The 16,188-nt window shown below is 31.4% G+C and carries 13 protein-coding genes and 1 riboswitch; of the genes, 3 read left to right on the top strand and 10 right to left on the bottom strand.

Annotation, left to right across the window (positions count from 1 at the left end):
• Window positions 1-134: 134 nt before the first annotated feature.
• The 4 genes from infB to GYM73_RS00440 all read right to left on the bottom strand — a co-directional run bounded on the left by infB (window position 135) and on the right by GYM73_RS00440 (window position 6,084).
• On the bottom strand, window positions 135-2,981 hold the full coding sequence (infB, locus tag GYM73_RS00455) for a translation initiation factor IF-2 (protein ID WP_166007227.1): 2,847 nt from the start codon (window positions 2,979-2,981) through the stop codon (window positions 135-137).
• Window positions 2,982-3,044: 63 nt separating this feature from the next.
• Window positions 3,045-4,280, bottom strand: a complete 1,236-nt coding sequence (gene nusA / locus GYM73_RS00450; RefSeq protein WP_105296345.1) for a transcription termination factor NusA — start codon at window positions 4,278-4,280, stop codon at window positions 3,045-3,047.
• Window positions 4,281-4,299: 19 nt separating this feature from the next.
• A complete protein-coding gene (gene rimP, locus GYM73_RS00445) occupies window positions 4,300-4,767 on the bottom strand; it encodes a ribosome assembly cofactor RimP (RefSeq protein ID WP_160542514.1) in 468 nt (155 codons plus the stop codon).
• A gap of 207 nt (window positions 4,768-4,974) precedes the next feature.
• Window positions 4,975-6,084 (bottom strand): PorV/PorQ family protein, encoded by a 1,110-nt coding sequence (locus GYM73_RS00440; protein WP_255570989.1) that lies wholly within the window; start codon window positions 6,082-6,084, stop codon window positions 4,975-4,977.
• A gap of 155 nt (window positions 6,085-6,239) precedes the next feature.
• Here GYM73_RS00440 and GYM73_RS00435 point away from each other — a divergent pair, with 155 nt between their 5' ends.
• From GYM73_RS00435 to GYM73_RS00425, 3 genes are read left to right on the top strand one after another with little or no spacing between them, the layout of a single operon-like run.
• Window positions 6,240-6,986, top strand: a complete 747-nt coding sequence (locus GYM73_RS00435) for a phosphatidylcholine/phosphatidylserine synthase (RefSeq protein WP_220233791.1) — start codon at window positions 6,240-6,242, stop codon at window positions 6,984-6,986.
• Window positions 6,967-7,731: a 3'-5' exonuclease gene (locus GYM73_RS00430; protein ID WP_160542516.1), complete on the top strand. Its 765-nt coding sequence runs from the start codon at window positions 6,967-6,969 to the stop codon at window positions 7,729-7,731. Before GYM73_RS00435 ends, GYM73_RS00430 begins: the two co-directional genes overlap by 20 nt.
• The gene (locus GYM73_RS00425) at window positions 7,728-8,336 is read left to right on the top strand and encodes a fumarylacetoacetate hydrolase family protein (RefSeq protein ID WP_220233790.1); all 609 of its coding nucleotides are present in this window, start codon (window positions 7,728-7,730) and stop codon (window positions 8,334-8,336) included. Before GYM73_RS00430 ends, GYM73_RS00425 begins: the two co-directional genes overlap by 4 nt.
• Window positions 8,337-8,341: 5 nt before the next feature.
• Here GYM73_RS00425 and GYM73_RS00420 read toward each other — a convergent pair whose 3' ends face one another.
• The 6 genes from GYM73_RS00420 to tpx form a co-directional block, all read right to left on the bottom strand.
• The gene (locus GYM73_RS00420; protein WP_160542518.1) at window positions 8,342-9,037 is read right to left on the bottom strand and encodes a DUF421 domain-containing protein; all 696 of its coding nucleotides are present in this window, start codon (window positions 9,035-9,037) and stop codon (window positions 8,342-8,344) included.
• 410 nt (window positions 9,038-9,447) lie between these two features.
• The gene (gene metE / locus GYM73_RS00415) at window positions 9,448-11,754 is read right to left on the bottom strand and encodes a 5-methyltetrahydropteroyltriglutamate--homocysteine S-methyltransferase (RefSeq protein ID WP_220233789.1); all 2,307 of its coding nucleotides are present in this window, start codon (window positions 11,752-11,754) and stop codon (window positions 9,448-9,450) included.
• Between the two features lie 192 nt (window positions 11,755-11,946).
• A riboswitch (cobalamin riboswitch) is annotated at window positions 11,947-12,136 on the bottom strand.
• A gap of 121 nt (window positions 12,137-12,257) precedes the next feature.
• Window positions 12,258-13,358 (bottom strand): NADH:flavin oxidoreductase, encoded by a 1,101-nt coding sequence (locus GYM73_RS00410; protein WP_220233788.1) that lies wholly within the window; start codon window positions 13,356-13,358, stop codon window positions 12,258-12,260.
• 20 nt (window positions 13,359-13,378) lie between these two features.
• Window positions 13,379-14,110: an SIMPL domain-containing protein gene (locus GYM73_RS00405; protein ID WP_220233787.1), complete on the bottom strand. Its 732-nt coding sequence runs from the start codon at window positions 14,108-14,110 to the stop codon at window positions 13,379-13,381.
• An 83-nt stretch (window positions 14,111-14,193) separates the two neighbouring features.
• Window positions 14,194-15,261, bottom strand: a complete 1,068-nt coding sequence (fbaA, locus tag GYM73_RS00400; RefSeq protein ID WP_105296353.1) for a class II fructose-bisphosphate aldolase — start codon at window positions 15,259-15,261, stop codon at window positions 14,194-14,196.
• A 388-nt stretch (window positions 15,262-15,649) separates the two neighbouring features.
• Window positions 15,650-16,147, bottom strand: coding sequence for a thiol peroxidase (gene tpx / locus GYM73_RS00395; RefSeq protein ID WP_160542522.1), 498 nt, complete (start codon window positions 16,145-16,147; stop codon window positions 15,650-15,652).
• Window positions 16,148-16,188: the final 41 nt, after the last annotated feature.

The following is a 16,188-nucleotide window of genomic DNA, read 5'->3' as shown; positions in this document are numbered from 1 at the left end:
ACATATATATTAAATAATGAAAAAATTATACTTAATTCTTTGAAAGAACACTATAATATAAGATGGTTGGGAAATAAAAAAAGCTGTATGAAAATTTCATACAGCTTTTATATTAGTTATTTATAATTTTAAATTTAAATCTTCAATTTTTTCTTAACTTCTACTTCTTCGTATACTTCCAATAAATCACCTATCTGAATATCATTATAATTCTTAATATTCAATCCACATTCGTATCCTTTGCTTACTTCTTTTACATCATCTTTAAATCTTTTTAAGCTTTCAAGCTCACCGGTATATACTACTATGCCTTCTCTAATGATACGTATTTTAGAGTTTCTGTTAATAGTTCCATCTAAAACCATACATCCGGCAATAGTACCCACTTTTGAAATTTTAAAGGTTTCTCTGATTTCAACATTTCCAATAATTTGTTCTCTGATTTCAGGAGAAAGCATACCTTCCATAGCTTCTTTAACATCGTTAATTACGTCATAGATAATGGAATAGGTTCTAATTTCGATTTCTTCTCTTTCTGCTAATTCTCTGGCACTTTGGTTTGGACGAATGTTAAATCCAATTAATATGGCATCTGAAGCTGCTGCTAATAAGATATCAGACTCTGTAATCTGTCCAACTCCTTTATGGATGATATTGATTTGTATCTGATCATTAGATAATTTTTGTAAAGAATCTGTTAGTGCTTCTACTGAACCATCTACATCTCCTTTTAGGATAATGTTTAATTCTTTAAAATCACCTAACGCAATTCTTCTTCCAATTTCATCTAAGGTGATATGTTTTTGAGTTCTTATGGATTGTTCTCTGATTAATTGCTCTCGTTTGTTAGCAATTTGTTTTGCTTCTTTCTCATCCTCAAATACCCTAAATTTATCCCCAGCAGTTGGCGCTCCATCTAAACCTAAAACCGTAACGGGAACTGATGGACCGGCTTCTTTCATCGGTTTTCCTCTTTCATCCATCATAGCTCTAACTTTACCGTGATTTTTTCCCGCCAAAATGTAGTCTCCAACTCGTAAAGTCCCATTTTGTACTAATATGGTTGATACATAACCTCTTCCTTTATCTAAGGCTGCTTCAATAACCACTCCATTAGATAAACGGTTAGGATTGGCTTTTAAATCCAATATTTCAGCTTCTAATAATACTTTTTCAAGTAGAATATCAACATTGGTTCCAAACTTAGCGGAAATTTCTTGGGATTGAATATTACCTCCCCAATCTTCTACTAATAAGTTCATTTGCGATAATTCTTCCTTGATTTTATCAGGGTTGGAATTAGGCTTATCAATTTTATTAATTGCAAATATCATAGGAACTCCCGCTGCTTGAGCGTGACTGATCGCTTCTTTGGTTTGAGGCATCACATTATCATCTGCTGCAACTACGATAATTGCTAAATCGGTTACTTGAGCACCCCTTGCACGCATGGCGGTAAAGGCTTCGTGTCCGGGAGTATCTAAAAATGTGATTTTTTGCCCATTGGAAAGCTTAACATTATAAGCCCCTATATGTTGTGTAATCCCTCCGGATTCACCGGCAATTACATTGGTATTTCTTATATAATCCAGCAAAGAAGTTTTTCCGTGGTCCACATGTCCCATCACTGTAACGATTGGAGCTCTTGTAACCAAATCTTCTTCTTTATCTTGTTCTTCTTCAATAGCAGAATCATCTACTTCAGAATCGGTAAATTCAATTTTATAACCAAACTCATCGGCTACCAATACCATGGTATCAGCATCTAACCGTTGATTCATGGTTACCATAACACCTAAAGAAAAACATGCAGAAATAATTTCAGTTGCTGCAACATTCATTAGACTCGCCAACTCGTTAACAGTGATAAACTCAGTTACTTTTAGGGTGTTATCTTTTCTTTCTTGTTCGTGTAATTCAGCTTCTTGCTCTCTTCTTTGAATTCTTTTATCTCTTCTGAATTTTGAACTTTTAGATTTTCCTCCTTTGGAGGTTAATTTTTCTAAGGTTTCTTTTATTTGATTTTTTACTTGTTCATCCGTTAATTCTGCAGGACGAACATTTCTGTTTCCTCCGCCTGAATTTGGACGTCTGTTTCCTCCGCCTTTTTTAAAGTTTTTATTTTGTCCTTGACCTGATCCGCCCTTTTTATCTCCGTTGTTGTTTATTGATTTAGCAACCGCATTTACATCAACTTTAGAGTCTTTAACAATTCTTTTTCTTTTCTTTTTCTCAGAATTTGAATTTTCTTTATTGACTTTTTTAGGTTTTTGAAATTGTGTTAAATCAATCTTTTGACCTGTAATTTTAGGTCCGTCCAACTTTTGGTATTGGGTTTCTAACTTTTCAGGTTCGTCGTCTTGTGATTTTTTTTCATTCTCTTCAACTACCGGTGGAGAAGAAACGACCTGTGGTTTTTCTGATTTTTTTTCTTCTTTAATTTCCTGTTTCGGTTGCTCTTCTGCATTTTTCTCTTTCTGTTTTTTAACCGGATGTGTAGGTTCCTTAGCTCTTTGCAGGTCTTCAGGAGATATTTTTCCAACTATTTTAATACCCGATTTTTTTTCTTCTACAGGTTTAGCTTCTTTTTGCTCAACATTTTGAGAGGAAGTTACTTTTTCTTCTTCTTTTTCTTTCTCTTTTCTAAAATCTTTTTTAGTCTTTCTATGAGCATCTAGGTCTATTTTACCTATTGTTTTAGGTGCAGCTATTTCATCGGCTTTAACCTTAAATATTTCCGGTTGCTCCACCTTCTCTTCCTTTCTTCTTTCCGGAATTTTGTTTATGACCACATCTAAAGACGCATCTTTTTTCATTTTATCTTCTGAGAATTCAGTAACTAAGAGCTGATACGCTTTTTGATCTAACTTTACGTTAGGGTTTTTCTCAATCCCGACATTTTGAGAATGTAAATATTCTACTGCTCTGTCAAGAGAGATATTAAGGTCTTTTAATACTTTACTTAATCGAATACCCGACATATTATACTTTGTTGTTATTCTATTTTTTTTACAAATATGATAATTTATTGTAAGAAATTTACATTATTCTTCAAATTCTTCTTTTAAAATACGGATCACATCTATAATGGTTTCTTCTTCTAAATCCGTAAGTTCTAATAAATCATTTACATCTTTTTCTAATACAGATCGTGCTGTATCTAATCCTACTTTTTTCAATTCTTCAATAACCCAGCTTTCTATTTCATCGGAAAATTCTGTCAATTCAATATCTTCTTCTTCCGGCTCATCTCTTCGTACATCAATCTCATATCCTGTTAACCAACTAGCTAATTTAATATTTTGTCCTCCTTTACCTATCGCTTTAGATACTTCTTCCGGTCTTAAGAAAACTACTGCATGTTTGTTTTCTTCGTCTAGTTCCATGGAAGATACTTTTGCGGGACTTAACGCTCTTTGGATAAATAATTGCTGATTGTTGGTATAACTGATTACATCTATATTTTCATTTCTTAATTCTCTTACAATTGAATGGATTCTAGAACCTTTCATACCGACACATGCTCCCACCGGATCTATTCTGTCATCATAGGATTCTACTGCTACTTTGGCTTTTTCTCCCGGTATACGAACTGTTTTCTTAATGGTTATTAATCCATCATATATTTCAGGAATCTCAAATTCAAACAGTTTTTCCAAAAATTTAGGTGAAGTTCTTGAAAGGATAATTAATGGTTTTCCTCCTTTAAAGCCTACTTCTTCTACCACGGCTTTTACGGTTTCTCCTTTTCTGAAGAAATCGGATGGTATTTGATTTTCTTTTGGAAGTATCATGTCATTTTGATCTTCATCCATTAAGATAACCTGCTTATGACGAATATAATGGACTTCACCGCTTACAATTTCTCCTTCTATTGATTTGAATTTTTCATATAAATTAGAGTTATCGTATTCGGCTATTTTTGTGTTCAATACCTGTTTGAATGCAAGAATATTTCTTCTTCCTAATTCGTTTAATTCAATCTTTTGGGTATATTCTTCTCCAACTTCAAAACTTGGATCAATTTTTCTAACTTCACTTATTTCTATTTCTAACAAATCATCTTCAGACATTTCATCTTCAACGATTTTTCTATTTAAATATATCTCCAAGTCCCCTTTATCCGGGTTAACAATAACATCAAAATGATCATCTGAACCATATCTCTTTCTTAAAACGGTTTTCATTGATTCTTCAACGATTGCCATTAAAGTAATTCTATCTATATTTTTCTCGTCTTTAAAATCTGCAAATGATTCTATTAACTCTATACTATCCATCGGTCCGTTCTAATTTAAATTAAAATTTTATATTAATTGTTGCTCTTTTTATATTGCTGTAAAATATTTCTTCTTTGACTTCTATAGTTACTTTTCCTTTACCTACTTCTTTAGCCCTTCTTTCCTTCCATGTAAGAACTACTTTTTCTTCGTCTGCATCAACTATAGTTCCATTTAGCTCTCTATTTTCTATAGTAATAATCTGTAGATCCCTTCCCTTATTTTTCACATACTGTCTTGGATATAATAAAGGATTGGTTATACCGTAAGAATAGACTGACAATTCAAAATCTTCTTCTTCTCTGTCTAAGTTATTTTCAATTGCTCTACTGCAATCTAAACAATCTTGCACAGAAACTCCTTCGTCTCCGTCTATGGTAACTTCTATTTTATTAGTTTGAGAAACTTTACAAGATATTAAAAACAAATCTGCTCTAGTTTGAAGAAATTCTTCTAATAATACATTTACTTTCTCTTCCAATGCCATAATAACACCCTCTAATAAACAACTAAATCTTAACAATAATTTACTATACTATTTTTTCTAAGAATAAAGTACAAAAAAAAGCCCTTGTAGATAGGCTTTTAATAATCTTTTAAATCCCAAAAACTTTACAAATGTAATACTTATTTTCTAAATAATAAAATTATACTCTCTATGTATAAGATAATTACAGTTTTATATTTTATAAAATTATTTAATAAACTCTGCCATATCGATTTTAACTGAAAATATATTAGAATATAATGCAACTGAAGAATTTCCGATATTAGTAAGTGCATAATCTACCGTTACTCCTTTATAACGAAACCCTATACCTGCATTGGGTTGAATTGTTAATTTTCTTGAATCGTCAAAACGGGTTTCATATTGCATATTATTTAATCCCGCTCGTAAAAAAACCACATGATCATAATCTAATTCTATCCCTAAAGATGGGGACATACTTAGCGCTTCTGATGAAAGCCAATCATTATTTTTATCAAATTCAAAATTTAAATCTAACTCAGCCAACAATCCGAATTTATCATTTAAATCGAATTTTTTGGCTGCACCTAATTTTAATTTAGGCATGGTTAACTCTATTTTATCTTTAGGCGCTTCATTAAGTGTTTCTCCGTCTAATTCTAATTTATTTAATTTTTTTTCATTTACGGACCATGCATTAAAAGTGGTTGTTATATCTCTGACCATAATTCCAAAATAAAATTGATCTTGGGTTCGATATTGCAATCCTGCGTCTAATCCAAAACCGAATGCATTAGCAAATTTACCGATATGCCTATATACTATTTTTGCATTTGCTCCTATTGAAAGATTAGGGTCATTGAATAAATTACCGGCATAGGAGGCCATAAACGCATAATCTGCCGTTGAAAATCGACTTATTTTATTGTAATCTATATTCCCTTGATTATCGATCAATTGAGTAGTATTCATTATATCATCTACCGCAAATCGGTAGAGTGAAAAACCAATCGTTCCTTCCGTTCCACTGTTTAAGGGAATTGCTGCAGCTGCATATTCATATTTGGCTATGGATTGAAAATATTCTGCATGCATCAAAGCTCCTTGCCAAGCATCTCTAACTTCCGTCAACCCTGCTGGATTCCAATATCCTGCATTTACATCCGATACATTAGCTATTACTGAATTACCCATCCCAAATGCACGAGCATCTGCTCCTATATTTAGAAATTCATTTGAATATTTTCTAAATGCTTGCGCATGAAGATTCATATTAAAATGAACAGCCCAAATGAGGATGCTTAAAGCAATTTTTTTTAGAATTTTCCCTTTCAACAAATAGTATTTTTTTGTATAAATAAACTATCGTATAAACGTTGAAAACCGTTATTTATTACTTGCGCTGCCTCGGATTTTTAAAAATAATTATTACTTTTATAACTTAATTTGCTTTGTATTTAACAATACATTATTCATAAATACCTGAAAAAATGAAATATCTTCCTAATACACTAACTCTTGCTAATTTACTTTGTGGTAGCATTGCGTGTATTTTAACTATAATAAAAGCTCCCATTGAATATATTTTAATCCTGCTTTTATGTTCTTTGATTTTTGATTTTTTCGATGGTTTTGCCGCCCGTCTTGCAAAGGTTTCCGGACCTTTTGGTAAGGAACTTGATAGTTTGGCAGATATTGTTACGTTTGGCGTATTGCCCGGTTTATTTATGTTTACCATGTTGGGAGGAGATGATTTTTATTCTCGTATAAGTACGTTTTCAAACGGATTTATTCATAATAAATACATCGTTTTATTTCCATTTTTTGGATTATTGATTACTTTATTTTCCGCTCTGCGTCTTGCTAAATTTAATTTAGATGAGGAACAAAGTTATTATTTTAAAGGATTGCCTACTCCTGCAAATACTATCTTGATATTTTCATTATACTATTTACATCAAAATCATACGTATTTATTATTGGATAATTCTTGGTTTTTATTATTCATTACTGCCTTATCAAGCTATTTACTGGTTGCCAATATTCCCTTATTGGCTTTTAAATTTAAAAGCTTAACCTGGAAAGATAATTCTCTTGTATACTCTTTCCTTATAATTTGCATAGTATTATTAATTTTCCTTAAAATATCAGCTATACCAATACTTATATTAATTTACTTAATTTTATCAATTATATTTCGAAAAAAAATTATTTCAAATGGAACTAAAACTACATAAATCAATCTGCTTTTTCGATCTTGAAACTACCGGAATAAATATCAGCAAAGACCGGATAGTTGAAATTAGTATATTTAAAGTAAACCCTGACCAATCAAAAGAGAGTAAAACTTGGAGAGTTAATCCTGAAATTCCAATTCCAAAAGAATCGTCTTTAATTCATGGAATTTATGATAAAGATATTGTCGATGCTCCTACTTTTAAAGAAATTGCTCCTCAGGTTCTCGAAATGATTAAAGATTCTGATCTTTCAGGATATAATTCCAACCGATTCGATATTCCATTACTTGCGGAAGAACTTTTGCGAAACGGGTTTGAATTTGACATAAAAAAACACCGCCCGATTGATGTTCAAGTAATCTTTCATAAAATGGAACCCAGGAATCTTTCCGCAGCTTATAAATTTTATTGCGATAAGAATTTAGAAAATGCTCATTCTGCTTCTGCAGATACTTATGCTACGTATGAAATATTAAAAGCTCAACTTGAAAAATATGAGGATATTCAAAACGATGTGAAATTCCTTCATGAGTTTACCATGCAAAATAAAAATGCTGATTTGGCAGGATTTGTTGGAATAGATAAGGATGAAGACGAGGTTTTCAATTTTGGAAAATACAAAGGTAAAAAATTGAAAAATGTGTTTTTAAGTGATTTAGGATATTATTCCTGGTTAATGAATGCTGATTTTCCTTTATATTCGAAAAAAATTTTTACAAGAGCAAAATTAAAAAGTGTTTTATGAAATTTATCTGTGTAGGAAGAAATTATAGCAATCACGCGAAAGAATTAAACAATGAGATACCTAAAGATCCGGTTTTATTTATTAAACCGGATACCGCTTTAGCCAGACCCGGTGATGATTGGTATATTCCAGAATTCACTGAAAACCTTCAGCATGAAGTGGAAGTTCTTATAAAAATTTCTAAAGTTGGAAAATACATTCAACCGGAATTTGCCGGAAATTATTACTCTGAAATTGGACTTGGCATTGATTTTACTGCTAGAGATTTACAAGACCGATTAAAAGAAAAAGGGCTTCCCTGGGAAAAATCCAAGGCTTTCGATCGATCTGCTTTAATTGGAAATTTTGTAAATAAAGAGAAGTTTAATTTAGATAATTTGAATTTTTCTTTAGTAAAAAACGGCAATATTCAGCAAAAAGGAAATACTTCAGAAATGATTTTTTCATTTGATTACCTCATCTCATATATTTCTCAATATTTCACTTTAAAAATGGGCGATATTATTTTTACCGGAACGCCATCGGGAGTTTCAAAGCTTAGTGAAAATGATTTTCTGGAAGGTTTTATTGAAAATGAGAAGTTTTTTGAGATTAAAATCAGGTAATAGTTTTAATCATTAACCTTCAATTTATAATCCTGACTTTTTGGTACAATAAAAAATTTATTCGGAGACCACTGTGCAATGAAAATTTTGGACACATCGTCATATCCTTGTTTTCGTAATTCATTTTTTAGCCAATCTTCTGTTTTATCAATTCCTTCTAAATAGACATGGTTAATTTTGCCATCAATAACCAGTAAGACTGCGTATTTATCATAATCATCCGTAAATGCGGTAATGGAACCGTCTTGTTCCATTTGAGCAAAATATACTTTAGATATATCGTATATACCATTGTTTTTGAGTACACTGGCATAAGTCATTATATCAATCTTTGCTTTTTTAAATCCTTCTATATTAAATTTTCCTTTTAATACTAAAGGTATAATAGGGCCTTCTACTAATCCTCTTAAACGACTATATTTTTTTGTGAGAAATGCTATTAAATATACAATGAATGTCCAAATAAATAACACTAAAGCAAATTCCATAATAGAAATATTCGGATTATATATAATTCCACCTACCAAGCCCCCTAAGACTATATTCTGAATTAGATCAATTCCGGAAACTTGGTTTAAAATGGTTCTTCCTACTAATTTAATGTAAATTAAAACGGCGATAAATGCTACTACTAATTTTATCGATATAAATATGTTATCATATATATTGAAGCTTCCGAAAACTGCATTTTTTAAATCCATGATATTCTATATTTGTAATTTAGTGTTATATACAAAAATATAAATTAATTTAATATATTAATGTATAATTATTAAAATGTTTCTTATTTTATTTTAAAGAAATATATACATATAATATTATAATAAAATGAAAATAAGCTGAAAGCACTATATTTTCAGCTTATTCTTAACACATAAAATATATAATCAACTTTTGTTACTTATCCTATTTTAGCTATTTAAAATTAAAATACTACTAAGACAATTATAATTTTGTTTTAATAAATCATTTTTAAGTTTTAATATATCGAACTCTAGAATTTTTTAAATTTTCATTGAATTCTAACCTTTGGTTTAAACGACTTTTAAGAAGTTACGATCATATTTAAAACATTTATACGTATTATACCGACCGATACTAAAAAGATCGTTTAGTATTGTTCTCGCATTTCTGTTGCTGCTCCTACCATTTCGATTAATGCTTTTTCTGTTTCTTCCCATCCTCTTGTCTTTAGTCCACAATCCGGGTTAATCCACAATTGCTCTACCGGTATACTTTTAATTGCTTTTTTCAATAAGGAAACCATTTCATTTTTGGACGGTATTCTTGGAGAGTGTATATCATAAACACCCGGACCAATATCGTTAGGGTATTTAAATTCTGAAAAAATGTTTAACAACTTCATATCTGACTTAGAGCATTCTATGGTAATTACATCCGCATCCATATCTGCTATGTTTTGTATGATATCATTAAATTCAGAGTAACACATATGAGTATGAATTTGTGTTTGATCTTTTACCCCACAGGATGCAATTCTAAATGCTTTTATAGCCCACTCTAAATAGGTTTGCCAATCTTTTTTTCGTAACGGAAGCCCTTCTCTTATGGCCGGTTCATCTATTTGAATAATTCGTATTCCTGCTTTTTCCAAGTCTACTACTTCTTCTCTAATGGCTAATGCAATTTGGAAACAGGTATCTTTTCTCGGTTGATCGTCTCGTACAAAACTCCATTGCAATATAGTTACCGGTCCGGTCAACATACCTTTTACATTTTTATTTGTTAAGGATTGTGCATAGGAAGACCATTTCACAGTCATAGGATTAGGCCTGAATATATCGCCATAAATGATGGGTGGTTTCACACAACGGCTTCCATAACTTTGTACCCATCCGTTTTTGGAAAATGCAACTCCTTCTAATTGTTCTCCAAAATATTCCACCATGTCGTTTCGTTCAAACTCCCCGTGAACCAATACATCTACACCTATTTTTTCTTGGAATCGTATTGTTTTTTCAATTTCCTTTTTAATCAGCTCTTCATATTCTAAAGGAGTTATCAATCCTTTTTTTAGTTTAGATCTCCAACTTCTGACTTCGGATGTTTGAGGAAATGAGCCGATCGTAGTTGTTGCAAATAAAGGCAACTGCAAGGCTTCAGATTGTTTTTTCTTTCGTTCTGAAAATACGGAATTTCTTTTATCTTCTACTTTTTCAATGTTCCTTATTTTTTCTTTTACTTTTTCGTTATGTATTAAAGCTGATATTTTTCTGCTGGTTGCAGCCGCTATATTTTCCTGTAATTTTTTTTGTAAATCCAGGGAATCTTCTTTAGACGCAAGCTTTTTTAAGGTTACTACTTCATCGATTTTCTGTTTTGCAAAAGCCAACCAATTTTTAATTTCCGATGAAAGGGCTTTTGTATCTGTTTCCAATTCCAAGTCAACCGGACTATGAAGAAGTGAACAAGAAGGAGCTATTAAAATTCGGTCTTTGCCAATTTTGGAAACAGCTTTTTGAATAAGTTTCAAAGATTTTTCGAAATCATTTTTCCATATATTTCTTCCATCAACGATTCCTAAGGACAGGATAAGTTTTTCCGGAATATTTTCTAAAACTTCATCTAATTGTTCCGGACAACGTGCCAAATCAATATGTAATGCTTGTACGGGTAGATTAAAAGCAAGTGCTAAATTGTCTTTCAATCCGTCAAAATAGGTAGTTAGTATTTTATTTATATAAGGAAATTGTTTATGAATTTCTTTATAGGCATATTGGAAGGATTCTTTCGCTTTTTCATCTAAATCCAAAGCTAAGAAAGGCTCATCAAACTGCACCCATTCAACACCTTCTGCCTTTAATTTATTTAGGATTTCTATATAGACAGGAAGAATATTTTTTAGTAAATCCAGCTTATTGAAATTTTCCTCTTTTTCTTTTCCCAACAACAAATAAGATACAGGACCTATTATAACCGGCTTTGTATGGATTCCCGCATTTTTAGCTTCTAAATATTCATCAATAATTTTTGTTGAAAACAAGGAAAATTTCTGATTACTTTCAAATTCAGGGACAATATAATGATAATTGGTATCAAACCATTTGGTCATTTCCATGGCTTTTATATCAATGCCTTCTTTTTGATGTCCTCTGGCCATGGCAAAATATAAGTCTAATTCTGTATTTGATTTATCCAGTATTACCTTATTATATCTTTTAGGGATAGCCCCGACCATTAGTGACATATCAAGTACCTGATCGTAATAAGAAAAATCATTAGATGGGATCCAATCAATCCCTAATTTTTGTTGAATTACCCAGTTTCGGTGCCGGATATCTTTACTTGTTATCATCAGTTCTTCGACTGACGCTTTACCTGCCCAATATTTTTCACAGGCTTTTTTAAGTTCTCTGTCACTACCAATACGCGGATAGCCTAGATTGTGTGTTTGCATTTTTATAACTTTTTAAACGATTATATTATAAAAAGCTCTTATTGCTAAACTTCACAATGCTCTCTTTCTTTGTTAAATAAAATCAAATTTCAAAACAATTTTTGACATACAAGTAAACTAATTATTCTAATGATCTTAAAGTTTCTCGTAGCCCAATTATATTTTTTGTGATCTTGCTTTTACTCGCGAAAGCATTGTCAATTAAGAACAGGCAGGTCTCCTGGCTTATAACATTTTATCTACCTTCTCACCGTTTAAATCGGCAATGGTTTTTATTGATAAAATTTTTTTTAGGTTACTTACAGTTGCGCGTCAGCTCATGATTCACACATGATTCCCTATTAAGTCGTTATTACACAGCACCTTATTCTTGTTGATAAAGAAATTAAGTAAAGAACTTATATATACAAAGATAAAAAACCTTTGCTTTTATTTCTTTATTAAAATAAATAAAAATTAAAACTTGGTTTTTGTTTTTATTTTACTACTATTTTATGTTTTTATTAGTATAATTCTTTAAGTTGATCTTTAGAAAATCCTTTAAATTCAGATAAGTTTCCATTTTTAATTTTTAATACCCATTCAGGATCTGCAAGTAACGCTCTTCCTACTGCTATTAAATCAAATTCGCCTGCATCTAATCTTCTATTTAATTCGTTAAGAAAATTATCAGAAGCCTCAAAACTTTGTCCTTTGAATGCCCCTAAGAAATCCCCGGTGAGCCCCACAGATCCTACACTTATGGAAGGTTTGCCCGTTATTTTTTTTGCCCATCCTGCAAAATTTAAATCAGAATTTTCAAATTCGGGTTCCCAAAATCTTCGTTGTGAGCAATGAAAAATATCAACTCCGGCATCTGATAACGGTAGTAACCATTCTTCCATTTCTTCCGGTGTCTTTGCCAATTTAGCGGAATAATCTTGTTGTTTCCATTGTGATAAGCGTAATATTATAGTAAAATCTTCTCCTACCGCATTTCGAACCGCTTTTACAACTTCAATGGCAAAACGACTCCTTTCGGCCAGGGTAGCTCCTCCCCATATATCATTTCTTTTATTGAGCTTATCCCAAAAGAATTGATCGATCAAATATCCGTGCGCTCCATGCAATTCCAGGGCATCAAAACCAATTTTTTTGGTTTGGTAAGCTGCTTCTGCAAAAGCCTCAATTGTATTTTCAATATCACTTTCGCTCATTTCTTTTCCGCCTTTTGTTTCCGGATTTAATAGCCCGGATGGTCCCTCAAAAGGCTCTGATGGTTTCCAGTTTTTATGGGCCGGTATTATTCCCATATGCCAAAGTTGCGGAGCTATTTTACCATCTTTAGCATGAACTTCTTCAACCACCTTTTTCCAACCTTCTAAGGCTTGTTCTCCATAAAATACAGGAATATTGGGATCATTGGAAGATGCCGCCCTGCGAACAACGGTTCCTTCTGTTATAATTAAGCCCAATTCGGCCTGTGCTCTTCTTTGATAATAATCAGCTATTTGTTTACCGGGTATTCCATCATAAGCAAATGATCGGGTCATAGGCGCCATGACTATTCTGTTTTTTAATGACAGTTTTTTTGATGTAAACGGTTGAAATAATTTATGTACCATTTTAATTTATATCGTAGTTATTATTTAATTTCATATTCTAAACGAATGGTAATGCTTGCTGTTTTTTTCTTGGATGATACATTAAATGCTCCTCCCCAAGAGTAATCATCTTCAGATGAATTTTGAGCAGTTATTTGAAATACCCCTTGATTGGCATTTTTTAATTTGCCTAATTTACAACCGGCGTTAATTGCTATTTCTTCTGCTCTTTTTTTTGCATCTTTGGTTGCATCTGAAATCATCTGTATTTTTAAATCAGATAATTTAGTATAGTAATATAAAGGCGATCGGGAATAGAGTTCTACTCCGTTATTAATCAATTCTGTAATTTGACGGGAAAGATCTTCAACTTTTTTCACATTTTTAGATTCTATGGTTATGGTTTGATTTAATTCATACCCCGTAAATATATTTTGATTTATTCCTTCATTGTATCTACTATCATATTGTTTACTTATTTCTACTGAGGAAAAAACTATTTCTTTATCGGAAAATCCTTTGGAAATCAGATATTCTCTTACTTTTTTTCTATCTGCATCTAATTCGGCATAAGCTTGTTTTAAATCGAGATTTTTCTTAGAAAAATCGGCTTTCCATACTATTAAATCAGATTCAAAATCTTTTGTGCCTAATCCTTTTACTGTTATTGTATTGGATTGATTTCTTTTTTGGTAAGAATTACCTAAAAAATAAGCAGCAAGAACGATTGAAATGGACGCTAGTAATGTTGATACTATTAGATAATTTTTCATACTCTCTTTTTTCCAAATATACAAAAAAAGCACCTCAAATAAAGGTGCTTTCATTTTTTATAAATAAAATTTATATTTTTTTACTATAATGTGTTGATATTATTTAAATCTTCAAAAGCTTTTTCCAATCTTTTTGAGAAACCTTCTTCACATTTTCTCATCCAAACTCTTGGATCATAAAATTTCTTATTTGGTGCTTCATCTCCGGTTGGATTTCCTACTTGAGTTCTTAAATAATCAATATTTTTTTCTACATAATCTCTTGCCCCTTCGGTATAAGCGAATTGTAAATCTGTATCAATATTCATTTTTACTACTCCGTAGCTAATAGCTTCTCTTATATCTAACAAGGAAGAACCTGATCCTCCATGAAATACAAAATTAATCGGTTTTGAAGGTCCGCCTACTTGTTTTTGAACGTATTCTTGTGAGTTGTGAAGTATTTTAGGCTCTAATTTAACATTTCCCGGTTTATACACTCCATGTACATTACCAAATGCTGCTGCAATAGTAAAATTAGGACTTATTGCGCTTAATGCTTTATACGTTTTATAAACATCCTCAGGTTGTGTATATAATTTTGAGCTTTCTATATCTGAATTGTCAACTCCGTCTTCTTCTCCACCTGTTATCCCTATTTCAACTTCTAGAGTCATTCCTAATTTTGCCATTCTTTCAAAATATTTGGAAGAGATTGCTAAATTTTCATCTAAGGGCTCTTCTGAAAGATCTAGCATGTGTGAAGAGTATAGTGTTTTTCCTTCTTTTTTATGGAATTCTTCACATGCATCTAATAACCCGTCAACCCAAGGTAATAGTTTTTTTGCACAATGATCTGTATGTAAAATTACAGTTGCCCCATAGGCTTCTGCCAACGTATGGACATGTTTTGCTCCAGCTATAGCCCCTAAAACATCTGCTCTAAGGGAAGAGTTTTTATATCCTTTACCTGCATTAAATTGAGATCCTCCGTTTGAAAATTGTATAATTAAGGGAGCATTTACTCTAACAGCTGTTTCAAGAGCTGCATTTACATTGCTAGATCCTATAACGTTACATGCCGGTAAAGCAAACTGATTTTCTTTAGCATAATCGAATATTTCTTTTACTAGCGAACCGGTTGCTACTCCTGCTGGAAATTTTCTGCTCATGATATTATAATTTTTTTTGTTATACTTTTTTAAATTGTAAATGTAAAAACTATTTATATCTCAAAGAGTTATTTTATGTTGAAATTTCTCATGTTTTATTTTTTTTAACAAAAAGTTATAATTTTATTGAAATTATCGGGTTAATTTCTCATTATACATCTAACGTTTTATAAAAACTTTAGTACTTTTTTAGAATTTACCATATTTCTTTTAAAATATAAATTTTAATTACTATTTCAAGAGTTAATAACATTTTTTACTTTACATTGAATTCAAATAATTAGTATTCTCAATTATCATACTAATCTTTCATTTGGAGAAATTAGAAAAAAATACAAATGCCTCATATTTGAAAAATACAAGGCATTCCTTTTTTTGATAGATTTTTTTATTTTAATATAGCTGTTACTTTTTCATAATTAGGCTCATGAGTAGTTTCAGCTACTTGTTCTTCATAAATAATTTCTCCTGACTCATTAAGAACAAGTACTGATCTGCTAAGTAATCCTTTTAACGGGCCATCTGCAAATTCTAAATTATATACCTTACCAAAATCTGAACGAAAGGCAGAAAGCGGAATAACATTATCTAAACCTTCTGCGGCACAAAAACGTTTTTGAGCAAAAGGAAGGTCTTTTGAAATACATAAAACCACAGTGTTTTTCATTTCAGATACTTTTTCATTAAATTCTCTGACAGACATAGCGCATGTGTCTGTATCCACACTTGGAAATATGTTTAAAACAACTCTTTTTCCTGTATAATCCGATAATTTTTTTTCTGATAAATCCGTATCCACTAATATAAAATCTGGAGCCTTACTTCCTATTGATGGTAGGTTTCCCAATGTATGAACTTCATTTCCTTTTAATGTTATTGTTGCCATTGTATTATTTTTATTTACGGTTAATTATTACTATTTATTAC

The sequence above is a fragment of the Apibacter sp. ESL0432 genome (genome assembly GCF_019469225.1).
In the GTDB taxonomy this organism is placed as follows: Bacteria; Bacteroidota; Bacteroidia; order Flavobacteriales; family Weeksellaceae; genus Apibacter.
Note: the sequence above shows the minus strand (reverse complement) of the source record. Positions and strands in the feature narration are given on the sequence as shown.